A 21,800-nucleotide genomic window follows, 5' to 3' on the forward strand; every position below is an offset into this window, starting at 1 on the left:
AACCTTCCACATGGTATAATAGTATTATCAAATATTAAAAGATTGATTTCCTGTATGTCAGGAATGGCGGAGTTGAATCTATGTCTACTATAACAAAAAAATTGGCGATATTCTTGATCCTGACCACCGCCAGCTATTATTTGAATACGTTGACCGTCAGTCTGTACTATGGCGTTCACTTTTTATTTGGTTCGATTCCCTTAATCATATTATTGAAAAAGTTAGGAGTCTGGCCCGCATTTATCGGAGCAATCATTGCTCAGTCGTACACGATTTTCATATGGAGTCATCCATATGCGTTATTCATTTTCTCATTGGAAATTCTATTCATCGGTTACTTTTTCAAAGACAAACTATCAAATCTTATAATAAGAGACGCCTTGTATTGGCTGCTTCTCGGTGGGCCTCTCGTTTTTGTGTTTTATGGAAGTTTCTTGAACTTCGGTTTAGAGGGTACGATCCTAGTCGCTTTAAAGGATACGATGAACGGACTTGTGAATGTATGGGTCGCTGAATTCGTTTATTTCCTATTCGTATTTATCGCAAACGTTTGGAAATCGAAATACTCTTCCATGTACACGATGCGTGAAGTTGTTTCATATTTGAGCAGTGGTGTTTTGCTTGTATTGAGTTTTACGCTTGTCATGCTGATCGGCTATTATGAACAAACGAAGGACCGTTCTCAATTATCCATTACAGCAGAAGATAAACTGAGTGAAGTCAATCGGTTTTACCAAAATTGGTTCACAGAAACTCAGGAAGAACACAATGATGTGCTTAATAATTTGGAAGAGGCAGCGCCGAACCCGCAAAACATTGATACCTACTTAGAAGGTTTGACAACCAGTTCATCTGCTACGTCTCTTGCAGTAGTTGATACTTTAGATTCAAGCATGTATATGTTTGATGAGGGGGGTAACCAACTGTCTCTTCAATCAGAAATCGATGGCATAGAGGGAGCGTTGGAAACACGGCACTCCTTATCAGAAGTAGAAGCGTTCATCTTAGATCCGCTACGTCCGCAAGAGATAATGGTAAGCTTGATCAGTGAAGATGACCAGGTCATTTTCTCCAATAATCCAAGAGCCGAATCAGGGGCGAGGTATCCATACAATAGCGAAGCGAAGGTATTGCAAACGATGGAATCCGGTCAAGTGATCGCCTACCAAACGGACGTTCCAGCCATGCAAATGTGGAAGCAGTCCATTTATAAGATGACAAGTGAGAGCCTAACGGACGCGGGTGCCTTTTTCGTAGTGGGGGCAGCCTTTACTCCTTTCATTGATTATCAGTTGATGAATCAGGCCCTGGCGATTGTCTTAGCTGTCGTGATTCTCACGCTGATTATCGGAGAACTCTTGACTGACAGATTACTAAAGCGTTTTGAGTCACTTTCCAATACGACTAGCGAAGTCGTCGAAGCATTGCCGGATATAAGCCGGGAAATTGAATTACCAAGAAGCATCATTTATGAATTTGAAACGCTGTCGGTGAATTTCCAGGCGATTGTTAATGAGTGGCAGCAGAAATATATGGCTACACATGAAATGAATGAGGAATTGCAAGAAAAGAAGAAGCAGTTAGAGCAATCACAACAAAAAATGGAATATATGGCCCATTATGACGCATTGACGGGCTTACCCAACCGCAGAAAATTCAATAAAACCCTAGATGAAATCATGGCTATTGAAGACAATCGGTTTGGCCTTCTGTTTATCGATTTGGACCATTTCAAATCGATCAATGACCGTTACGGACATGAGGTGGGCGATCAAGTATTGCAACAAGTGTCAACTAAACTTGAGTCAGCCGATCTGAACGGAGAGAGTTTCCGGTTGAGCGGAGACGAATTCACAGTCATACTTCACCCTTTAGTAAATGAGGAAAAGATGCATGAAGAGTCCACAACTATACTGAACCATATCCAAGAGCCCTTCCTTATAGATGGTCAGAAGGTGCACGTGAATTTGAGTATAGGTATGGCGATTTATCCTGATCATACAACCGATAAAGAAGAGTTGATCCGATTAGCAGACCATGCGATGTATAAATCAAAGAAAAAGGGACGAAATCAAATCAGTTGGTAGAAGAAAAAAAGGGTTAGTCAGGCCCATTAATGTGGAATAGTATTTGTAAGAACGAAATGAATATAATGGAGGTTCTATACATGCAATTAACATTAGAAGTGAATGGTATGACGTGTGAGCACTGTGAAAAAGCGGTGAAAGGGGCACTAGAAACATTAGAGGGTGTTCACGGTGTTGAGGTGCATCTGAAAAGTGGAAAGGTAGATGTCAGCTATGATGATGCCTTTGTCAGTAAAGACTTAATGAAAGAAGCGATTGAAGCACAAGGTTATGATGCTGTAGGTTGATGATAAGAAGAAGCGCCCCGTGTGTTAGCATGGGGCGCTTTTTAAACCCGATTCAATCGAGCTTTCCTACTGAATACTGTAAGGGAGTTGAGACTTGTACCCGGTAAATTGTTGATAAGACTGCTGTACCTTTTGTTGCTGTTCTTGTTCGACGGCATACCAACCGTTTTGGAACATGAGATTATATAGGTTGCGTTGGCAATCTTGCGTCTCTTTAAAAATTGTAGCTAAGTCTTGATATAGTGACTGGTTACTAGCCTCGTTCAGTGCGGTCGTATAAGAAGCAGTCATATACTTTTCAGTCGCTAATTGATCGTTCAAGAAATCTCGCTCGTTCATTTCAGGTGTTTTTGGAACACTTGTTTCAGGATTTTGAATCTTACTAGATGCCTGGTTCATAAAGATCCTCCTTTAATTGGGCTTTTGACTATTCAAATGATTCAGTATTTTATTATAGTGTCGTTGGTGCATTTGACCCGCTTCTTCCAGCGCTGCCTGAATCTCTGGAGTCTGACAGTTCTGAGCAAAGAAATGAGCTTTTTTACACGCGAGTAAATTCCAAGATAACATATCAGTGATGTACAATTGATCTTTTGTACTGACCATTTCAGGGACTTGTGTCATCGGTTTCGCTTCGTTGATAGGTGGTTGACCTTGCTGTTGTTGCATACGTTCATCCTCCTTCTTTAGTCATCTCATAGTATGAGCGTTTTCTAGATAGATATGAGGACTCGGGAATGGAATTATTTTCTTAATAAATTGGCGGAATTATACGAATTGTTACCCTTTTTGTTAATAAAATGATAAAATATATTTGTGATAACGATTACAAAATAGAAGATTCAGAATAATATACAGAGAGACACCTTGGTAGTGGGAGGACATGAGTATGGAGCAGTTGTTGCGAAATTTCTTCTTGTTTTTATCAAAAAATCGCTTCTTCACGAAGTTAGCGAAACGATACGGTTTACGATTTGGAGCCGGTAAGTTTGTAGCGGGTGAAACGGTTCCGGCGGCTGTGCAGACCATTCAAGAACTGAATGAACAAGGGATGTCTGTCACAATCGACCACTTGGGTGAATTTATAGATAGTGAACAAGAAGCCCGCGAAGCGGCTGATGGTTGTATTGATGCCATCAAGGCCATTGCCGAACATAACCTTGATTCACAGTTATCCTTGAAGTTGACCTCAATGGGACTTGATATATCTGAGAAGGTAGTCATGGAGAACATGAGGAGGATCCTTGATGTCGCGGAAGAAAAAGATGTATTTGTGACCATTGATATGGAGGATCATGAACGTTGTGAGAAGACCTTGTCCATTTTTAAAGAACTACGATCAGAATATGAACATATCGGTACAGTTCTCCAATCTTATTTATATCGGACGGTAGAAGATATTGAAGATTTAAATCAATACAATCCTAATTTACGCCTTGTAAAAGGGGCTTATAAAGAGTCACCAAAGGTTGCTTTTCCTGATAAAAAAGACGTAGATGAGAATTTGAAAAAAATCATCAAGATGCACCTTTTAAATGGCAATTATACTGCTGTCGCCAGCCACGATGATGCGATGATTGAATTTACGAAACGTTTGGTCGAGGAGAAAGATATACCGAAGGATCAATTCGAGTTTCAAATGCTTTACGGTATTCGAACAGAGCGCCAGGCAGAACTTGTAGCCGAAGGATATAAAATGCGAGTGTATGTTCCGTATGGTAATGACTGGTATGGATATTTCATGCGCCGGTTAGCTGAGCGTCCTGCGAATGTCGCGTTTGTATTGAAAGGTGTATTTGGCAAGTAGTCATCCTTTTGTAAGGGTGACTTTTTTTACAATATTCGAGAAAAAGGATTGCGAAATGTCAGAAAATATTTTATATTATAAGTAGATCATATTAAGACGTAGCTTATTTTTTTGGCTATAAAATGAATGAGTATTCATTCAAAGTGATAGGGGGACCAATGATGAATCGAAAAATTAAGCGTGCAGCTGTCCTTGGATCAGGTGTAATGGGAGCCGGGATTGCTGCTCACTTAGCCAATATCGGCATACCTACTATGATGCTTGATATTGTGCCGAATGAGTTAACGGAAAAAGAAAAGAAGCAAGGTTTAACATTAGAAGATCAGGCGGTTCGAAATCGTATCGCTTATTCCAATAAGCAAGCTTTAAAGAAACAAAAGCCATCTCCACTAACGAGCCAAGCCAGTTTGGATTTAATTGAAATCGGAAACTTCACCGATGATATGGAGAAGATTTCAGAGGTTGACTGGGTGATTGAGGTCGTTGTAGAGAACTTGGATATTAAGAAAAAAGTGTTCGACCAAGTAGATGAACATAGGAAACCAGGATCGATCATCAGTTCGAATACATCAGGAATTTCCATCGAGGCGATGGCATCGGAGTGTAGCGAAGATTTCCGTAAGCACTTCTTAGGCACTCACTTTTTCAACCCGCCGCGTTATTTGAAACTGTTAGAAGTCATCCCGACAAAGGATACAGATCCTGAAGTATTATCGTTCATGAAGACATTCGGAGAAGACGTGTTAGGTAAAGGGGTAGTCGAAGCGAAAGATACACCGAATTTCATTGCGAACCGAATCGGAACCTATGGTTTATTGGTAACGGTCCAGCAAATGTTGGAGCAAGGTTACAGTGTGGGTGAGATTGATTCCGTAACCGGTCCGATGATTGGAAGACCGAAGAGTGCAACGTTCCGTACATTGGATGTTGTAGGACTGGACACATTCATTCATGTTGCAAATAACGTCTATGACCAAGTAGAAGGTGAAGAGAAAAAAGCATTTGAAATCCCTGCCTTTATGAAATCGATGCTTGAGAATGGTTGGTTAGGGTCGAAAAGCGGTCAAGGATTTTTCCTTAAGAAAAAAGGGGAAAAAGGAAGCGAAATCCTTCAATTGAATACAGAAACGCTAGAATACGAACAAAGAGGAAAATTGAAGACGAAAGCAACGGAAATGGCAAAGCAGGAAAAAGGGGCAAAACGTAAGCTGAAAGCTCTTGTATCTGCCAAAGGTGATCAGGCCGGTGACCTCGTTTGGTCCGTAGTGAAGCCCGTATTACTTTATTCAGCAGAGTTGTATGGCGAAATCGCGGATGATGTACCGTCTATCGACGAAGCGATGCGCTGGGGATTCGGCTGGGAGTTAGGGCCATTTGAAATGTGGGATGCCATCGGACTCGAGTCCTCTATTGAACGAATGAAAGCAGAAGGAGAAACGATTCCGGCTTGGATTGAAGAGATGATCAGTAACGGTCACACTACTTTTTATAAACAAGAAAATGGAAACGTTTACTATTATCATAAAGGGAAATACGAACAGCAGCATTTCAACGTTAAATCCATTAACTTGAAACGTCTTAAAGAAACGAGAGAGGTCATCAAGAAAAACGCGGGAGCGAGTTTAATCGACCTCGGAGACGGTGTCGCTGGTCTTGAGTTCCATTCTCAAAGCAATGCGATCGGTCTCGACATCATTCAAATGGTGAACTTCGCTGTCGACCACGTAGATGACCATTTCAAAGGTCTTGTGATCGGAAACCAAGGAAAGAACTTCTGTGTAGGGGCTAATCTAGGCATGATTCTGATGGAAGCTCAAGATTTCAATTTCTTTGAAATTGAGATGGTCGTGAAGAATTTCCAAGAAGCGATGTTGCGCATGAAATACTCTGATAAGCCAGTCGTAGCAGCACCATTCGGCATGACATTAGGTGGTGGAGCAGAAGTCTGTTTGCCGGCTGACGCCATCCAAGCATCTCAGGAAACCTATATGGGGCTCGTTGAAGCGGGTGTAGGCCTCATCCCAGGTGGAGGAGGAAACAAAGAATTATATATGAAACACCTCAGAAACCTGCCTAAGGGAGTGGATATCGATCTGCAGAAGGTGACCAATGCGGTGTTCGAGAAGATCGCAATGGCTAAGGTCTCGACCTCTGGAGAAGAGGCTAGAGAGAATGGTTTCCTTGATCAAATGGACCAAATCAGTGTCAATGGTGATCACTTACTCTATGATGCCAAGCAGAAGGTCATTGGTCTAGCCGATTCCAACTACCAAGCTCCGAAGCGTACGAAGGTTCCAGTAGTAGGGGAGCAAGGGTACGCAACGATGCTCTTAGGTGCTAAGTCACTTGCATTAAGTGGATATGCTAGTGAACATGACTTGAAGATTGCTGAGAAGTTAGCGTTCGTATTAGCTGGAGGACGCGTTAAAGAAGGTACGCTTGTTGATGAGCAGTATTTGTTAGACCTAGAAAGAGAGGCTTTCCTAAGCCTTGTTGGAGAACCGAAATCTCAAGCAAGAATGCAGCACATGCTTATGAAAGGTAAGCCACTACGTAATTAATCGAAGGGGGAAGGAACGTGAAAGAAGCCGTTATTGTTGCTGGTGCCAGGACACCTGTGGGGAGAGCCAAGAAAGGGTCGCTCGCACAAGTTCGTCCGGACGATTTAGCCGCACTTACTATAAAAGAAACGTTAAAACGCGCAAATAACTACGAAGGCCCAATCGATGATGTGATCATCGGATGTGCAATGCCTGAAGCTGAGCAAGGTATGAATATGGCGAGAAATATATCAGGTTTGGCAGGACTTCATCATAAAGTCCCAGCCATCACTATAAACCGCTACTGTTCATCCGGACTCCAAAGTATTGCGTATGCCGCGGAGAAGATCATGCTCGGTCACAGCGAATCCGCGATCGCTGGAGGAGCTGAATCGATGAGTTTGATTCCAATGGGAGGGCATGTCATCAAGCCTAATGTCGAACTGGTGGAGAATGCTCCAGAGTATTATATGTCTATGGGTCACACTGCCGAAGAAGTCGCAAATCGCTTTGAGATCTCTAGAGAAGACCAAGATGCTTTTGCTGCCCAAAGTCACGAAAGAGCAGCAAGGGCAATCGAGGAAGGAAAGTTTGTCGATGAGATTGTTCCCGTAGATGTGACATCAAAAACAGTGGGATCAGATAATAAGGCGCATGAGTCATCCTTTACGTTTTCAATGGATGAAGGGGTTCGCCCTGGCACGGCGACAGATGTACTAGGTAAACTTAGACCAGCTTTTAATACGAAAGGTTCTGTCACAGCAGGAAACTCTTCACAAATGAGTGATGGAGCAGCTTCCGTTCTTGTAATGGATCGCGAAAAAGCTGAAGCAGAAGGACTGACGCCACTTGTTAAGTTCAGGTCTTTCGCTGTTGCCGGAGTAGAACCGGAGATTATGGGTGTAGGTCCAATCGAAGCAGTTCCGAAAGCTTTGAAAATGGCTGGGTTAAGTTTATCAGACATCGGATTATTCGAATTGAATGAAGCTTTCGCTTCTCAATCATTACGAGTGATTCGTGAACTTGGGCTTGATCAGGATAAAGTCAATGTCAACGGGGGAGCGATTGCTCTCGGTCACCCTCTCGGATGTACAGGAACAAAGTTGACACTCAGTTTGATTCATGAAATGAAACGCAGAAATGAACAATTCGGTGTCGTAACGATGTGTATTGGCGGCGGAATGGGTGCAGCTGGCGTATTCGAATTAGTATAAGAGGAGGAAAATAAATGAGCGAGTTAAAAGAAATGATCAAAGGCGGCGGATTTATTGTGGAGGATTTGGCAGCAGAAGATGTCATTACTCCAGAGGATTTCACGGATGAACATTTGATGATTGCAAAAACAGCGGAAGACTTTGTTTTAGGAGAAGTCGTACCTAAAATAGAGAATTTGGAAAACCATGAATTTGAACATTCGGTTGCTCTATTAAAGCAGGCCGGCGATCTTGGTCTTCTAGGTGCAGATGTTCCGGAAGAGTATGGCGGACTGCAATTAGATAAAATCAGCTCATCCTTGATTACCGAAAAGTTCTCAAGAGCAGGTGGATTCTCCGTCACTCACGGTGCTCATGTGGGAATCGGATCCTTACCGATCGTTTTCTTCGGTAACGATGATCAAAAGAATAAATATCTTCCTGTATTAGCTACAGGAGAAAAAATCGCTGCCTATGCGTTAACAGAACCAGGATCTGGCTCGGATGCACTAGGTGCGAAGACTACAGCGAAATTGAATGAGGCAGGTACTCACTATGTATTGAATGGTGAAAAGCAGTGGATTACGAACTCTGCATTTGCTGATGTTTTCGTTGTCTATGCAAAAATTGATGGGGATAAGTTCACAGCCTTTATCGTAGAGAGAGATTTCCCAGGTGTATCCACTGGCCCTGAAGAGAAGAAAATGGGAATCAAGAGTTCTTCTACTAGAACATTGATTTTAGAAGATGCAGAAGTACCGGTTGAAAACGTTCTAGGTGATATCGGCAAAGGACACGTGATTGCTTTTAACATTCTGAATGTCGGCCGCTACAAACTTGCCATTGGCGGTGTCGGTGGAGCAAAGCGCGCGATTGAACTATCTGTTAAATATGCTAAAGAACGTAAACAATTCAAAACTCCTATTGCAAGCTTCCCGCTCATTCAAGAAAAGATCGGGTCTGTTGCGGCAAATACCTATGCCAACGAGAGTGCTGTGTATCGTACGGTCGGTCTATTTGAGCAAAGTATGGGTAAACTTTCGGATGAGGAATTAAAGGATGGAGCGGCTGTAGCGAAAGTTATTGCTGAATACGCCATTGAATGTTCTTTGAATAAAGTGTTCGGTACAGAGCTTCTTGACTTTGCTGTCGATGAAGCGGTTCAAATTCATGGTGGATATGGTTTCATGGCAGAGTATGAAGTTGAACGTATGTATCGTGACTCTCGAATTAACCGAATCTTTGAAGGTACGAACGAAATCAACCGCATGATCGTACCAGGAACGCTTTTGAAGAAAGCGATGAAAGGCGAACTTCCGCTTCTTCAGCAGGCTCAAGCTTTACAGGAAGAGATTATGACAATGATGCCAGAGGAGCCTGGGATCGAGCCTCTAGAGCAGGAGAAGTACTTGCTTAAAAATGCGAAGAAAATTGGTTTGTTAGCTGCGGGTCTTGCGGCACAAAAGTATGGAGAAAAACTTGAAAATGAACAAGAAATTCTTGTGAACATCGCAGATATCGTGGGAGAGATTTATAACTTAGAATCCGCTGTATTGCGCACGGAGAAAGCGATGAATAAGGGTGGAGAAGAGAAAAACAAGCAAAAACTTCTTTATACTCAAGTATATGTTCAAGAAGCCTTCAACCGTATTGAAGGACATGCGAAAGAGACGTTGATTGCTGCTCAATCAGGAGATTCACTTCGTATGATGTTAGGAGCTCTTAGAAAGCTTACTCGTCATACGCCAACAAACGTGATTGCGAAGAAACGTGAAATTGCGGCGAACCTTATTGAAGCTGAGAAATACGTCATATAATGAACCTACCCTTTACTCGACCTAGATCGGGTGAAGGGTTTTTTACGAAATTGGAGTGCTTGATATTTATTTCATGAAACGTTCCCCTTTTATATGGTAAAATATAAATCAACAATAAAGTAGGGGGGATAGATGATGCCAGTCACCTTTTATTGGTACCCCAATTGTGGGACATGTAAGAAAGCGAAGAAATGGTTAGATGAAGAAGGAGTCGACTATACTACTGTACATATTGTTGAGGACACACCGTCTAAGGACACGTTACAAGATTTAGTTGACCAAAGTGGTTTGCCACCGCGGAAATTCTTCAATACGAGTGGCAAGAAGTATAGAGAGTTGAACATGAAGGACAAGCTAAAAGATGCGACAGAAGAAGAGATGTTGGAATGGTTAGCATCTGACGGCATGCTTATTAAAAGACCTATTACAACGGACGGACATCGAGCGACCGTAGGGTTTAAAGAGGAACAATTCAAGGAAGTATGGAGCAAATGAAAATAAAAGCTTAGGTGCTTTTATCTTTATACTATGAATTAGATTAATTATATTGTGGAGGGATTCTGATGGGAGTACCAAAAGAGCTGAAATATTCTGAAGAGCATGAGTGGGTAAAAGATGAGGGAGAAAACGTGCGAATCGGTATTACAGATTTTGCACAATCCGAACTCGGAGATATCGTCTTTGTTGAACTTCCTGAAGTAGGTGAAGAAATCGAAGCAGACGAGCCATTCGGTTCAGTTGAATCTGTTAAAACCGTTTCCGAACTTTATGCACCAATCAGCGGAAAAGTCGTCGAAGTAAACGAAGAGCTGGAAGACAGCCCTGAGTTTGTGAACGAGTCACCTTATGATAAGGCATGGATGGTGGTATTAGAACCAAACAATGCTGATGATGCAAATCAGTTAATGTCTGCAGAACAATATGAAGCGATGATTGATGAAGATTAATCCGTTCTCATGATACAGGTAGGGTGTTGTTATCCTTATCTGTCATGACCTTGTAACCATTAATCATGTTCAGACCATGTCCGCTAGACATGGTCTGTTTCTATATAGTAGGTGATAGAATTGGAAGCTGAGCGTATAGTAATTGTCGAGGGAATCACGGATAAGAAAAAGTTGAAGAAAGTACTGGATGAAGAGGTCGAAATCATTTGTACGTACGGTACATTGGGTATCGAACGGATGGAAGAGATGATTTTCGACTACAACTTAGATGATCGAACTGTGTTTATCCTAGTGGATGAAGATCATTCGGGGTATAAGCTTAGAAAACAGCTGACAGAGGAATTACCTCATGCTTCACACATCTATATTGATAAGGCCTTTCGTGAGGTAGCAGCGACACCGGAACCTGAGCTTGCTCGAGCCATGTTAAACCATCATTTTACTGTAAAGGCCATCTATTTAATCTAGGAGGATCAATGTGCAAGATTTAGGAACAGATGCGAAGAGTAGACTCTATGAATTGGATCAGTCGTTAACGTTCATTCATAGTCCCTTTTGTGGCACGTGCCACGTTGCACAAAAAATGTTGGAAACCATAGAAGCCGTTTATCAAAAAAAGATTTTCAATCAGTGCAACGCTTCCTTGAATCCGGATTTGATGGAGGAGTATAAAGTGAAAAGCGTACCGTGTCTTCTCATCACTAGAAATGGAGAAGTCGAGGATCGAATCTATGCTTTCCAATCAGTTCCCCATATGTATGACCGCGTATCTAAATTTGTAACATAAACGCAGTATTCCCCGGGAAATGACGAAGGATTCTTTTAAATAGATAGAGGGAACCCCCTTCCTTTTCGAGAAAATAATAGATGAAAAGGAAGGGGGGATTTTTATCATTGAACACATACACGATTGGATGAATCGAGTGAACCGCAGGCGCGATTTAACCCCTTTGCTGAGAGAGTGTGAGTTAATCCTTAAAGGTGATGGTGCGCCTGTGCGATTATCCATTAACCATTCCGGTGTTTGTTACCCATCTTCACCAAAGAATGGATTTCCGAAAGTGTCAATCTCCACGACGGATTTCTTACTCATATCTCTTTTTAAGGGTGAAATGAAACTATTTACAGATGCTGGTGAGGACATCCAGTGTAGTGGCACAATGAAAAATATGCTGTTCGTTGAGTCTTTGCTTTACTTGTCTAAATAAGAGAACCTAAGGATTCAACGATCTCTAAAAACGAAGCTTTGTCCCCGAATTGTTCGTGAATATAGCCATTTTGATTAATAATTACAGTGGTTGGAACACCGTCACTTTCGAAAAGGTCGTAAATCTCTCGACCGTTGTCAACTAATGTCGGTTGGGTGAGAAACTGTTCAGCATATTTGACTGCGTCATCTGGGTTTCGTTCCCGCCCCGTTACATTGATCGTGAGCATACGAACTTTATCATGATTCATCGTTTTGTATAGTTGCTCTTTCTTTGGTAGATCTTTTCCACAATCGGGGCACCATGAAGCCCAAAAAGTTAAAACAATAACTTTTCCGATCTCTTCTTGCAATTCAAATTGTTCATCAGAGAACATATAAGGTAAGGTGAAATGTGGAGCTTTAATCACACGAATACCTCCTTCTAAAATGATTGACGTCTTTCAATTGTTTATGCTAACATATTTTATAACATAATACGGTTATCTTCACTTATCCAGAGTGGCGGAGGGACTGGCCCTACGATGCCCAGCAACCGGTTTGATCAAACACGGTGCTAATTCCAGCAAAGCTTTCGCAGCTTTGAAAGATGAGAAGAGCATAGGACGCGCGAATCTCTTCTTCCAAAGAAGGGATTTTTTTAGTTTCCAGTTGAAATAAGCAATCTTCAGACTTTTTCAACTTTCCGTTGACAAGGATGATTCTCGGTGCTAGAATCCTCTTTATAGTGCTTAAACGGACTAAAGCGATAATAATTTAATAAGTTAAAATCTCTTATCCAGAGTGGCGGAGGGACTGGCCCTGTGATGCCCGGCAACCAACGAGTTATAGACTCGGAAAGGTGCCAATTCCTGCGAGGCTGAAGCCTTGGCAGATGAGAGAACAGATATGAAGTCTATGAAACACTTTTCTGTTCTCTTGCAGAAAAGTGTTTTTTTATTGGAGGGAAGGACAACATGATTTCAATTAAAGACTTATCGAAAGTCTTCCAAACCAAAGATCAGGAAGTACGCGCCGTAGACGACCTTAGTTTAACCATTGACAAGGGAGAAATCTTCGGAGTGATCGGGTATAGCGGTGCCGGAAAAAGTACGTTCATCCGTTTGTTGAATCGATTAGAAGATCCGACAGGCGGAAACATTTCAGTCGATGATCAAGATCTGACGGCGATGAATAAGAATCAACTTCGAATAGCTCGTCAGGAAATCGGCATGATTTTTCAGCATTTTAACTTACTTTGGTCACGCACTGTATTTGATAACATCGCATTTCCTCTAGAAATCGCAGGTGTCTCAAAACAGGAACGGAAGAATCGTGTGAACGAACTAATCGATCTTGTCGGTCTTAGCGGCAGAGGTAATTCATACCCTTCTCAACTGAGTGGGGGACAAAAGCAGCGAGTCGGAATAGCTCGTGCTCTTGCTAACAATCCTAAAGTTCTATTATGTGATGAAGCGACGTCCGCATTAGATCCTGAAACGACGGATTCGATATTAGACTTGCTTGTCGATATCAATGAAAAACTGGGGTTAACCATCGTATTGATCACACATGAAATGCACGTCATTCGCAAAATTTGTCATCAAGTTGCGGTCATGGAGGATGGGAGAATTGTAGAACAAGGCGATGTACTCGACGTCTTTTTGCATCCGAAGCAGAAAGTGACGAAACGCTTCGTCGATCAGGTGATGGGAGATCCAGAGAAAGAACACTCTCTTCAACTGATTAACGACAAGTACCAGACCGGGGAAATTCTACGGCTTCACTTTGTAGGTGAACGCACAAATCAGGCACTGATCAGTGATGTGTCTAGAAAATTTGAAGTCGACGTCAATATCTTACATGGTAAAATCACGCAAACCCAAAAAGGGGCGTACGGCACCATGTTTGTGCAGTTTGTAGGCGAGAAGAATGAAATCGATCGGGCGGTTCAATACATTGAATCTACGTCCGTAGAGGTCGAGGTGAGTCCAAGTGTTTGAACAACTATTTCCTAATGTATCAGTAGAGGATATTATCACAGCAACAAACGAAACGATGTTCATGACGCTCATCTCTGTAGCCGGTACATTCGTTCTAGGGTTAGCTTTAGGATTGTTATTGTATTTATCAGGTCCAGGCGGTCTATGGCAGAACAAGGGACTAAATTGGGTGACAGCATCTCTTGTCAACGTTTTTCGAGCGATTCCATTTATCATATTGATATTATTACTATTTCCTTTCACCGATTTCCTTATGGGAACGATCCGAGGACCGAAAGCAGCTTTACCAGCACTTATCATTGGAGGCGCACCATTCTATGCAAGACTTGTTGAAATTGCTTTAAAAGAAGTGGACAAAGGTGTGATCGAGGCTGCGAAATCCATGGGGTCGAAATACACGACCATCATCTTCAGAGTCTTACTTCCTGAGTCGATGCCGGCTTTGATCTCGGGTATTACCGTGACAGCCATCGCCTTGATTGGTTATACGGCTGTCGCAGGAGTCATCGGAGCTGGCGGTCTTGGAGACTTTGCCTACTTTTATGGGTTCCAACGCTCCGATTTTGATGTGGTACTAATCTGTACCATCCTTATTGTATTGATTGTGTTTATTTTTCAATTTATCGGGGACTTCGCCTCGAGAAAATTGGATAAAAGATAAAAAATTATTTGTTAAGGGGAGAGTTAAAGATGAAAAAATTTGTAAGTAGTATTCTTGTCGGTCTATTCGTTCTATTCTTGGCGGCTTGTGGATCATCTGAATCGGATGAGTCGACAAACGCTGAAGGTGGAAATGAAGGAGAGACAGCAGACTCAAGCGAAACAACTGAAATCTCAGTAGGGGCGACTAGCGTTCCGCACGCAGAAGTGTTAGAAGAAGCCAAGCCGTTATTAGAGGAAGAAGGCATTACTTTAAATGTAGAGACTTACCAGGATTATATTTTGCCAAACAAGGACTTGGCAGAAGGTCGTATTGACGCCAACTATTTTCAGCACATCCCATACTTGAATGCTCAGAAAGAAGAGAATGGCTATGATTTCGTCAATCTTGGTGGCATTCACATCGAACCAATGGGGATCTATTCAAAAGACATTGCTAGTGTAGATGATATCGAAGAGGGGACAACGGTCATCATGAGCCGTTCCATTGCCGATCATGGTCGTATCCTTTCTCTACTTGAACGCGAAGGGTTAATTAAGTTAGATGAAAGCATCAATAAGATTGAAGCAACAGAAGATGATATTGTTGAAAATCCTAAAAACCTTGAATTCGATGCTGGAGTTGACGCGGCTCTGTTACCTGAAACATATGAGCGTGAAGAAGGTGCTCTTGTGGCGATCAACACGAATTATGCCATAGACGCTGGATTGAACCCAAGTGAAGATTCACTCATCCTTGAAGGGTCTGAGTCACCATATGTGAATGTGATTGCTGCACAAAGTAAAGATGAAGATTCTGAAGCATTACAAACATTAGTAGAAGTGTTGCGTTCTGAAGAAATTCAAACGTTCATGGAAGAAGAATATGATGGTGCTGTCGTTCCTGTAGACGGATCCCAAGAATAAACCTAGTGACTGCGGTGGATACTAACCGCAGTCACTTTTATTTTTATGGGAGGTATCAACCATGCAAGAGCAAAACATGAACTGGACAAAGAATTACTTGCACGATTATAAAGAAGGGATGGGTCAATTTTCTGAGCATATGCCGGAAGTCGCTCATCAGTTCAGCCAATTTTCCGAAGCTTGTTTTAAAGAAGGAGAATTATCTAAGAAAAACAAGCAGTTGATGGCGCTCGGAATAAGCATTGTCGCACAAGATGAGTATTGTATGATCTATCATACGAAAGGTTGCGTCGATCAGGGTGCAACTGAGAAAGAGATATTGGAAGCGTGCGGGGTAGCGGCAGCCTTTGGTGGAGGTGCAGCATTGAGTCAAGCTGTAACACTCGTTCAACATGCCTACAAAGACTTGCAAAATCCTGTTAATTGATTGAATTGTTAGAAAATTAAAGAGAAATCGATTAAACGTAAAGGTGTTCAAGAGAAAAGCGCTTACATGAAAAGTGAAACTCAAATTTCCTTGAATGTGACGTTTATTTCCATTTTAGCGGGGGTATTGTCTTGTGATATTCTAAATTGTGTAAATAATCTGAAAGGATTGATTCGTTATCACTGACGACCTGAAATTGAATTATACTGCTGGAATGGAAAAAGCCATGCATGGTGCTCATAATATGGGGTATGCGGAGTACAGCAGGAGACTAGACACTCGTCTGCAAGTTGAACAAAAAAGGCAACGCGAGTTTGAGGAAAGTCGAAAAATGATCGAGCAGGTTGACCGTCAATTGCATAGATAATCACAAAAATAAAGAATCAGGTGAGCCTTCGTCACCTGATTTTTTTCGTGTTATAATAATGTAGGAATATGGTTGAAACGCTCAATAATTGTCTATTCCTTGAGCTTTTCAACAAGGGGCAAAAAGTTGATTACAATTTCTAAATGATATAAGATTGTAATGAGAATAATTTGAGAATGGTTCTTTGATCCATATCAACCAGCACACTCAATAATAATAGATACTGGAGGTATTTTTTATGGCAGGATCAACGTTAGAAATTAAGGATCTTCATGTAGAAATCGAAGGTCAGCAAATTCTTAAAGGTGTTAACTTAACAATCAACGGTGGGGAATTCCACGCTGTTATGGGACCGAACGGAACAGGTAAATCAACACTTGCTTCCGCTGTCATGGGTCACCCTAAATATGAAGTAACTAAAGGCGAAATTCTATTGGACGGCGAAGATGTTCTTGAAATGGAAGTTGATGAACGCGCACAAGCGGGTCTTTTCCTAGCTATGCAGTATCCAAGTGAAATCAGTGGTGTAACAAACTCCGATTTCCTACGTTCTGCAATCAATGCACACCGTGAAGAAGGCGACGAAATCTCCCTAATGAAATTCATCAAAGAAATGGACGCTACGATGAACACATTAGATATGGATAAGAATATGGCACAGCGTTACTTGAACGAAGGTTTCTCTGGCGGAGAGAAGAAGCGTAATGAAATCCTTCAGTTGATGATGGTACAACCAGCCATTGCCATCCTTGATGAAATTGACTCTGGTTTAGATATCGACGCACTAAAAGTAGTGGCAAAAGGAATCAACGAAATGCGCAACAGTGAGTTCGGTTGCCTAATGATTACCCACTACCAACGTCTATTGAACTATATCACTCCAGACCATGTACACGTTATGATGCAAGGCCGCGTTGTTAAATCTGGTGGACCTGAGCTTGCACAACGTCTTGAAGAAGAAGGCTATGAGTGGATTAAAGAAGAGCTCGGTATCGAAGACGAGACAGTCGGTCAAAAAGCGTAAACCAGATAGGAGGGTTAATATGACAGTAGAAGTCTCACTACCATACAATAAAGAGTACGTTACCCAATTCTCCCAAGGGCTTCAAGAGCCTCAGTGGATGAAGGACCTTCGATTGAATGCATTGGATAAGTCAGAGTCTCTTCCATTGCCGAAGCCTGACAAAACAAACATTCAAGGTTGGAATTTCACAGAATTCAACCACCACGTGGCAGGAGAAACCATTGATTCACTTGATCAACTGCCAGTGGAAATCAAGGACTTCTTAGATGAAGAAGAAGAACAGAAAAACCTTGTCATTCAACGAAATCACACACTTGCTTTTGGTACGATCGACGAAAAACTGAAAGAACAAGGTGTTATCTTTACTGATATGGCTACAGCTCTTCGCGAGCACGGCGATCTTGTAGAAAAATATTATATGAATGACGCTGTCCATATGGACGAACACCGTCTGACGGCGCTTCATGCAGCATTGATGAATGGTGGAGTCTTCCTTTATGTACCTAAAAACGTACAAATCGAAGATCCGATTCAAGCGATTTTCTGGCAAGAAGATCCGGAAGCTTCCTTGATCAACCATATTTTGGTTGTAGCTGAAGAAAATAGCTCGGTCACTTATGTAGAAAACTATATTTCTAATAATAAAGAAGAGAAGACATCTGCGAATATTGTTGCTGAAGTGATTGCTAAAGATGGAGCGAAGGTTTCATTCGGAGCAGTTGATAACTTTGAAAAAGGAACGACTGTTTACGCAAACCGTCGCGGTGTGGCTTATCGCGATTCTGTAATCGAATGGGCATTAGGACAAATGAATGAAGGAGATACAGTCTCTGAAAACATTACGCACCTGATCGGTGATAATTCTCACTCAAATGCGAAGACCGTTGCTATTGGTCGTGGAGATCAAAAGCAGAACTTCACAGCGAACATCACCCACTTCGGTAAAGGATCAGATGGTTATATCCTTCAACATGGAGTAATGAAAGACAAATCATCTGCCATCTTTAATGGTATTGGTAAGATTGAACATGGCGCTTCTAAGTCTAACGCAGAGCAAGAATCCCGCGTACTGATGCTTAGTAAGGATGCTAGAGGAGATGCGAACCCTATTCTTCTTATCGATGAAGATGACGTAACAGCTGGTCACGCTGCTTCGGTCGGTCGTGTCGACCCGATCCAGTTATACTACTTGATGAGTCGTGGTATTTCCAAATTCGAAGCAGAGCGTTTAATCATTCACGGTTTCTTGGCACCGGTTGTAAAACAGTTGCCAGTGGAAGCTGTAAAGCGACAATTAACGCAAGTGATTGAAAGGAAAGTATATTAATGGATGTAAAAGCCGTCCGTGACGAATTCCCGATCCTGCATCAGGAAGTCAACGGTCATCCACTCGTCTACCTTGATTCATCAGCCACTTCTCAAAAGCCAAGAAAAGTGATTGAAAAGATAGACGAGTATTATCGTGGGTACAACTCTAACGTTCATAGAGGCGTGCACACACTAGGTACTCGAGCTACAGATGAATATGAAGGGGCAAGAGAAAAAGTTCGTCGCTTCATCAATGCATCCAGTACCCAGGAAGTCATTTTCACAAGAGGTACAACGACAGCGATCAATACGGTAGCTTCAAGCTATGGTCGAGCAAATTTCCAAGCAGGTGATGAAATTGTCATCACCCCGATGGAACACCATAGTAATATCATCCCATGGCAGCAAATAGCCAAAGAGACGGGTGCTACACTGAAGTACATGCCATTGCAGCCAGACGGTACAATTCGTCTGGAAGACGCTAAAGAAACCATTACAGCTAACACGAAGATGGTAGCGATCATGCAGGTATCTAACGTACTTGGTACAATCAATCCGGTAAAAGAAATTGCGCGAATGGCCCATGATCAAGAAGCTGTTATTCTTGTGGATGGAGCTCAAAGTGCGCCGCATATGAAGATTGATGTACAAGACATGGATGCAGACTTCTTCGCTTTTTCAGCTCATAAGATGTGTGGGCCAACAGGCATAGGTGTACTGTATGGAAAAAAAGCTTTATTAAATGACATGGAACCTGTAGAGTTCGGTGGAGAAATGATTGACTTTGTTAATCTTTACGACTCGACTTGGAAAGAGCTTCCGTGGAAGTTTGAAGGTGGAACCCCGATCATTGCAGGCGCTGTCGGTCTAGGTGCAGCGATTGATTTCTTAAATGAAATCGGTCTTGATCAAATTCAAGATCATGAGCACAAACTTGCCCAATATGCACTAGAGCGTATGAATACAATCGAAGGAATGAAGATTTACGGTCCACAAGAACGAGCTGGACTCGTCACATTCAATCTTTCTGATGTTCATCCGCATGACTTAGCTACTGTTCTTGATGCAGAAGGAATTGCGGTGCGGGCAGGTCACCATTGTGCCCAGCCGTTGATGCGTTGGTTGGAAGTATCCGCTACCGCTAGAGCAAGTTTCTACCTTTATAATACAGAAGAAGAAATCGACCGACTTGTTGAAGGATTACAAACAACAAAGGAGTATTTTGGCGATGTCTTTTAATAACTTAGATACGTTGTATCGCCAAGTTATCATGGATCACTATAAAAACCCTCGTAACCGCGGTTCAATCGAAGGCGACCATATGACGGTCGATATGAATAACCCGACTTGTGGTGATCGTATTCAAATACAATTGCAAGTCGAGGATGGCATAGTGAAAGAAGCAAAGTTTGATGGAGAAGGCTGTTCCATCAGTCTTTCTTCTGCTTCTATGATGACTCAGGCAATCAAAGGAAAACCAGTAGACGATGCTTTGAAAATGTCTGAAATTTTCTCTGGATTGATGCAAGGCAATGACATTGAGGAAGAAGACATTGACCTTGGGGACATCGAAGCCTTACAGGGAGTGGCCAAATTCCCTGCACGTATTAAGTGTGCGACACTCGCGTGGAAGGCAATGGAGAAAGGTGTAGACGAAGAAAAGCAGGATTAATCGTTTGTTCATACCAAAAGGAGGTATATAAACATGGCTAAAAAAGCACCTGAAGTTGGAGAGTACCAATACGGGTTCCACGAAAAAGATGTCTCGATTTTCCGTACCCAAAAAGGTCTGACTAAAGAAGTAGTTGAACAGATCTCCAATTATAAAGAAGAACCACAATGGATGCTCGACTTCCGTCTGAAGTCATTAGAGCAATTCTATAAAATGCCAATGCCACAATGGGGTGGCGACCTTAACGAACTTGATTTTGATGAAATCACGTATTACGTTAAACCATCGGAACGTTCCGAACGCTCTTGGGATGAGGTTCCAGAAGAAATTAAAAATACTTTCGACCGTCTAGGAATTCCAGAAGCTGAGCAGAAATACCTTTCTGGTGTATCGGCACAGTATGAGTCTGAAGTCGTTTACCACAACATGGAGAAAGACTTAGAAGATCTTGGAGTTATATTCAAGGATACAGACTCTGCTCTTAAGGAGAATGAAGATCTGTTCCGTGAATATTTCGGGAAAGTGATTCCTCCTTCTGATAATAAATTCTCTGCATTGAACTCAGCTGTATGGTCTGGTGGATCATTCATCTACGTTCCTAAAGATACGAAGGTTGAAACGCCACTTCAGGCTTATTTCCGTATCAACTCTGAGAACATGGGTCAATTTGAGCGTACGTTGATCATCGCAGATGAAGGTTCTTCCGTACACTATGTAGAAGGTTGTACAGCACCAACGTATTCTTCTAGTTCCCTTCACAGTGCGGTTGTAGAAATCTTCGTAAAAGATAACGCTTATTGCCGTTATACTACGATTCAAAACTGGGCGAACAACGTGTATAACCTAGTTACGAAACGTGCTGTTGCTGAGAAAAATGCGACGATGGAATGGGTTGATGGTAACCTTGGTTCTAAACTGACGATGAAGTATCCTGCCGTCCTTCTTAAAGGAGAAGGGGCACGTGGTATGACATTATCCATCGCTCTTGCTGGTAAAGGGCAGCACCAAGATGCTGGTGCGAAAATGCACCACTTGGCGCCTAATACCTCTTCAACGATCGTTTCTAAATCCATCTCCAAGCATGGTGGTAAAGTAACGTATCGTGGAATTGTCCAGTTCGGACGTAAAGCGGAAGGTGCACGTTCTAACGTTGAATGTGACACGTTGATTATGGACAATGAATCAACGTCCGATACCATCCCTTACAACGAAATCATGAATGAGAATATCTCTCTTGAGCACGAAGCGAAAGTTTCAAAAGTGTCTGAAGAGCAGCTGTTCTACTTGATGAGTCGTGGAATCTCTGAAGAGGAAGCAACAGAGATGATCGTTATGGGCTTCATTGAACCATTTACGAAAGAACTTCCAATGGAATATGCCGTTGAAATGAACCGTCTTATCAAGTTCGAGATGGAAGGTTCAATCGGTTAATTTCACTCTACTAACACAAAATAAAAGCAACAAAATCGCTCAAGGCGGTTTTGTTGCTTTTTTATCGTTCTACTAACCTCAGTTCTCTCATTACAATTAATTCCATAAACTCCCCCATATCTTGAAGACTTGAGGATG

At 42.1% G+C, this 21,800-nt stretch carries 24 protein-coding genes and 2 riboswitches; of the genes, 21 read left to right on the forward strand and 3 right to left on the reverse strand.

What is annotated here, in order from left to right; translation table 11 throughout:
- Nucleotides 1-80: 80 nt before the first annotated feature.
- Nucleotides 81-2,087: a diguanylate cyclase domain-containing protein gene (locus H0266_RS12530; RefSeq protein WP_181472713.1), complete on the forward strand. Its 2,007-nt coding sequence runs from the start codon at nucleotides 81-83 to the stop codon at nucleotides 2,085-2,087.
- An 80-nt stretch (nucleotides 2,088-2,167) separates the two neighbouring features.
- Nucleotides 2,168-2,374 (forward strand): copper chaperone CopZ, encoded by a 207-nt coding sequence (gene copZ / locus H0266_RS12535; RefSeq protein WP_181472714.1) that lies wholly within the window; start codon nucleotides 2,168-2,170, stop codon nucleotides 2,372-2,374.
- Nucleotides 2,375-2,440: 66 nt separating this feature from the next.
- Here the strand turns inward: copZ and H0266_RS12540 are convergent, their stop codons facing one another.
- Together H0266_RS12540 and H0266_RS12545 are read right to left on the reverse strand one after the other, a co-directional pair.
- The gene (locus H0266_RS12540) at nucleotides 2,441-2,773 is read right to left on the reverse strand and encodes a spore coat protein (RefSeq protein ID WP_181472715.1); all 333 of its coding nucleotides are present in this window, start codon (nucleotides 2,771-2,773) and stop codon (nucleotides 2,441-2,443) included.
- Nucleotides 2,774-2,785: 12 nt separating this feature from the next.
- Nucleotides 2,786-3,043 carry a hypothetical protein gene (locus H0266_RS12545; protein WP_181472716.1) on the reverse strand — a complete coding sequence of 86 codons (258 nt, stop codon included), beginning with the start codon at nucleotides 3,041-3,043 and terminating at the stop codon, nucleotides 2,786-2,788.
- Between the two features lie 220 nt (nucleotides 3,044-3,263).
- On the opposite strand from H0266_RS12545, the gene H0266_RS12550 reads away from it, so the two are divergent.
- The 9 genes from H0266_RS12550 to H0266_RS12590 all read left to right on the forward strand — a co-directional run bounded on the left by H0266_RS12550 (nucleotide 3,264) and on the right by H0266_RS12590 (nucleotide 11,886).
- Nucleotides 3,264-4,181 carry a proline dehydrogenase family protein gene (locus H0266_RS12550; RefSeq protein WP_181472717.1) on the forward strand — a complete coding sequence of 306 codons (918 nt, stop codon included), beginning with the start codon at nucleotides 3,264-3,266 and terminating at the stop codon, nucleotides 4,179-4,181.
- A 161-nt stretch (nucleotides 4,182-4,342) separates the two neighbouring features.
- Nucleotides 4,343-6,742, forward strand: coding sequence for a 3-hydroxyacyl-CoA dehydrogenase/enoyl-CoA hydratase family protein (locus H0266_RS12555; RefSeq protein WP_181472718.1), 2,400 nt, complete (start codon nucleotides 4,343-4,345; stop codon nucleotides 6,740-6,742).
- 17 nt (nucleotides 6,743-6,759) lie between these two features.
- Complete coding sequence (locus H0266_RS12560; RefSeq protein ID WP_181472719.1) at nucleotides 6,760-7,935, forward strand: acetyl-CoA C-acetyltransferase; 1,176 nt, start codon at nucleotides 6,760-6,762, stop codon at nucleotides 7,933-7,935.
- A 14-nt stretch (nucleotides 7,936-7,949) separates the two neighbouring features.
- Nucleotides 7,950-9,731: an acyl-CoA dehydrogenase family protein gene (locus H0266_RS12565; RefSeq protein WP_181472720.1), complete on the forward strand. Its 1,782-nt coding sequence runs from the start codon at nucleotides 7,950-7,952 to the stop codon at nucleotides 9,729-9,731.
- Between the two features lie 135 nt (nucleotides 9,732-9,866).
- On the forward strand, nucleotides 9,867-10,226 hold the full coding sequence (locus H0266_RS12570) for an arsenate reductase family protein (protein ID WP_181472721.1): 360 nt from the start codon (nucleotides 9,867-9,869) through the stop codon (nucleotides 10,224-10,226).
- Between the two features lie 68 nt (nucleotides 10,227-10,294).
- Nucleotides 10,295-10,678 carry a glycine cleavage system protein GcvH gene (gene gcvH / locus H0266_RS12575; protein ID WP_181472722.1) on the forward strand — a complete coding sequence of 128 codons (384 nt, stop codon included), beginning with the start codon at nucleotides 10,295-10,297 and terminating at the stop codon, nucleotides 10,676-10,678.
- Nucleotides 10,679-10,798: 120 nt separating this feature from the next.
- Nucleotides 10,799-11,146: a toprim domain-containing protein gene (locus H0266_RS12580; RefSeq protein WP_181472864.1), complete on the forward strand. Its 348-nt coding sequence runs from the start codon at nucleotides 10,799-10,801 to the stop codon at nucleotides 11,144-11,146.
- 10 nt (nucleotides 11,147-11,156) lie between these two features.
- The gene (locus H0266_RS12585; protein WP_181472723.1) at nucleotides 11,157-11,465 is read left to right on the forward strand and encodes a thioredoxin domain-containing protein; all 309 of its coding nucleotides are present in this window, start codon (nucleotides 11,157-11,159) and stop codon (nucleotides 11,463-11,465) included.
- 127 nt (nucleotides 11,466-11,592) lie between these two features.
- Entirely contained in the window at nucleotides 11,593-11,886 is a 294-nt protein-coding gene (locus H0266_RS12590; protein ID WP_181472724.1) for a hypothetical protein, read from the forward strand.
- Here the strand turns inward: H0266_RS12590 and H0266_RS12595 are convergent.
- Nucleotides 11,879-12,295, reverse strand: coding sequence for a TlpA family protein disulfide reductase (locus H0266_RS12595; protein WP_343063276.1), 417 nt, complete (start codon nucleotides 12,293-12,295; stop codon nucleotides 11,879-11,881). The genes H0266_RS12590 and H0266_RS12595 overlap by 8 nt on opposite strands.
- 79 nt (nucleotides 12,296-12,374) lie before the next feature.
- Nucleotides 12,375-12,481: riboswitch (SAM riboswitch) on the forward strand.
- Between the two features lie 175 nt (nucleotides 12,482-12,656).
- A riboswitch (SAM riboswitch) is annotated at nucleotides 12,657-12,766 on the forward strand.
- Nucleotides 12,767-12,841: 75 nt separating this feature from the next.
- Between H0266_RS12595 and H0266_RS12600 the strand changes: the two genes are divergently transcribed.
- The 10 genes from H0266_RS12600 (at nucleotide 12,842) to sufB (ending at nucleotide 21,662) form a co-directional block, all read left to right on the forward strand.
- Nucleotides 12,842-13,867 carry a methionine ABC transporter ATP-binding protein gene (locus H0266_RS12600; RefSeq protein WP_181472725.1) on the forward strand — a complete coding sequence of 342 codons (1,026 nt, stop codon included), beginning with the start codon at nucleotides 12,842-12,844 and terminating at the stop codon, nucleotides 13,865-13,867.
- Entirely contained in the window at nucleotides 13,860-14,528 is a 669-nt protein-coding gene (locus H0266_RS12605) for an ABC transporter permease subunit (protein ID WP_181472726.1), read from the forward strand. Before H0266_RS12600 ends, H0266_RS12605 begins: the two co-directional genes overlap by 8 nt.
- 29 nt (nucleotides 14,529-14,557) lie before the next feature.
- Nucleotides 14,558-15,433: a MetQ/NlpA family ABC transporter substrate-binding protein gene (locus H0266_RS12610; protein ID WP_181472727.1), complete on the forward strand. Its 876-nt coding sequence runs from the start codon at nucleotides 14,558-14,560 to the stop codon at nucleotides 15,431-15,433.
- Between the two features lie 61 nt (nucleotides 15,434-15,494).
- Nucleotides 15,495-15,860: a carboxymuconolactone decarboxylase family protein gene (locus H0266_RS12615; RefSeq protein WP_181472728.1), complete on the forward strand. Its 366-nt coding sequence runs from the start codon at nucleotides 15,495-15,497 to the stop codon at nucleotides 15,858-15,860.
- A 196-nt stretch (nucleotides 15,861-16,056) separates the two neighbouring features.
- Entirely contained in the window at nucleotides 16,057-16,227 is a 171-nt protein-coding gene (locus tag H0266_RS12620) for a YuzK family famiily protein (protein ID WP_181472873.1), read from the forward strand.
- A gap of 238 nt (nucleotides 16,228-16,465) precedes the next feature.
- On the forward strand, nucleotides 16,466-17,251 hold the full coding sequence (sufC, locus tag H0266_RS12625; RefSeq protein ID WP_181472729.1) for a Fe-S cluster assembly ATPase SufC: 786 nt from the start codon (nucleotides 16,466-16,468) through the stop codon (nucleotides 17,249-17,251).
- 19 nt (nucleotides 17,252-17,270) lie between these two features.
- A complete protein-coding gene (sufD, locus tag H0266_RS12630) occupies nucleotides 17,271-18,578 on the forward strand; it encodes a Fe-S cluster assembly protein SufD (RefSeq protein ID WP_181472730.1) in 1,308 nt (435 codons plus the stop codon).
- A complete protein-coding gene (locus tag H0266_RS12635) occupies nucleotides 18,578-19,798 on the forward strand; it encodes a cysteine desulfurase (RefSeq protein WP_181472731.1) in 1,221 nt (406 codons plus the stop codon). The genes sufD and H0266_RS12635 overlap by 1 nt, the downstream gene beginning before the upstream one ends.
- Nucleotides 19,788-20,231, forward strand: coding sequence for a Fe-S cluster assembly sulfur transfer protein SufU (gene sufU, locus H0266_RS12640; RefSeq protein ID WP_181472732.1), 444 nt, complete (start codon nucleotides 19,788-19,790; stop codon nucleotides 20,229-20,231). Before H0266_RS12635 ends, sufU begins: the two co-directional genes overlap by 11 nt.
- Before the next feature lie 33 nt (nucleotides 20,232-20,264).
- The gene (sufB, locus tag H0266_RS12645) at nucleotides 20,265-21,662 is read left to right on the forward strand and encodes a Fe-S cluster assembly protein SufB (protein ID WP_181472733.1); all 1,398 of its coding nucleotides are present in this window, start codon (nucleotides 20,265-20,267) and stop codon (nucleotides 21,660-21,662) included.
- The last annotated feature ends 138 nt before the right edge of the window (nucleotides 21,663-21,800 follow it).

The organism is Halobacillus locisalis (assembly GCF_013694105.1).
Classification (GTDB): domain Bacteria; phylum Bacillota; class Bacilli; order Bacillales; family Halobacillaceae; genus Halobacillus; species Halobacillus locisalis.

Coding starts and splice junctions, on each gene's coding strand:
- H0266_RS12530 (WP_181472713.1), top strand. CDS start 81: ATGTCTACTATAACAAAAAAATTGGCGATATTCTTGATCCTGACCACC.
- copZ (WP_181472714.1), top strand. CDS start 2,168: ATGCAATTAACATTAGAAGTGAATGGTATGACGTGTGAGCACTGTGAA.
- H0266_RS12540 (WP_181472715.1), bottom strand. CDS start 2,773: ATGAACCAGGCATCTAGTAAGATTCAAAATCCTGAAACAAGTGTTCCA.
- H0266_RS12545 (WP_181472716.1), bottom strand. CDS start 3,043: ATGCAACAACAGCAAGGTCAACCACCTATCAACGAAGCGAAACCGATG.
- H0266_RS12550 (WP_181472717.1), top strand. CDS start 3,264: ATGGAGCAGTTGTTGCGAAATTTCTTCTTGTTTTTATCAAAAAATCGC.
- H0266_RS12555 (WP_181472718.1), top strand. CDS start 4,343: ATGAATCGAAAAATTAAGCGTGCAGCTGTCCTTGGATCAGGTGTAATG.
- H0266_RS12565 (WP_181472720.1), top strand. CDS start 7,950: ATGAGCGAGTTAAAAGAAATGATCAAAGGCGGCGGATTTATTGTGGAG.
- H0266_RS12570 (WP_181472721.1), top strand. CDS start 9,867: ATGCCAGTCACCTTTTATTGGTACCCCAATTGTGGGACATGTAAGAAA.
- gcvH (WP_181472722.1), top strand. CDS start 10,295: ATGGGAGTACCAAAAGAGCTGAAATATTCTGAAGAGCATGAGTGGGTA.
- H0266_RS12590 (WP_181472724.1), top strand. CDS start 11,593: ATGAATCGAGTGAACCGCAGGCGCGATTTAACCCCTTTGCTGAGAGAG.
- H0266_RS12600 (WP_181472725.1), top strand. CDS start 12,842: ATGATTTCAATTAAAGACTTATCGAAAGTCTTCCAAACCAAAGATCAG.
- H0266_RS12610 (WP_181472727.1), top strand. CDS start 14,558: ATGAAAAAATTTGTAAGTAGTATTCTTGTCGGTCTATTCGTTCTATTC.
- H0266_RS12615 (WP_181472728.1), top strand. CDS start 15,495: ATGCAAGAGCAAAACATGAACTGGACAAAGAATTACTTGCACGATTAT.
- sufC (WP_181472729.1), top strand. CDS start 16,466: ATGGCAGGATCAACGTTAGAAATTAAGGATCTTCATGTAGAAATCGAA.
- sufD (WP_181472730.1), top strand. CDS start 17,271: ATGACAGTAGAAGTCTCACTACCATACAATAAAGAGTACGTTACCCAA.
- H0266_RS12635 (WP_181472731.1), top strand. CDS start 18,578: ATGGATGTAAAAGCCGTCCGTGACGAATTCCCGATCCTGCATCAGGAA.
- sufU (WP_181472732.1), top strand. CDS start 19,788: ATGTCTTTTAATAACTTAGATACGTTGTATCGCCAAGTTATCATGGAT.
- sufB (WP_181472733.1), top strand. CDS start 20,265: ATGGCTAAAAAAGCACCTGAAGTTGGAGAGTACCAATACGGGTTCCAC.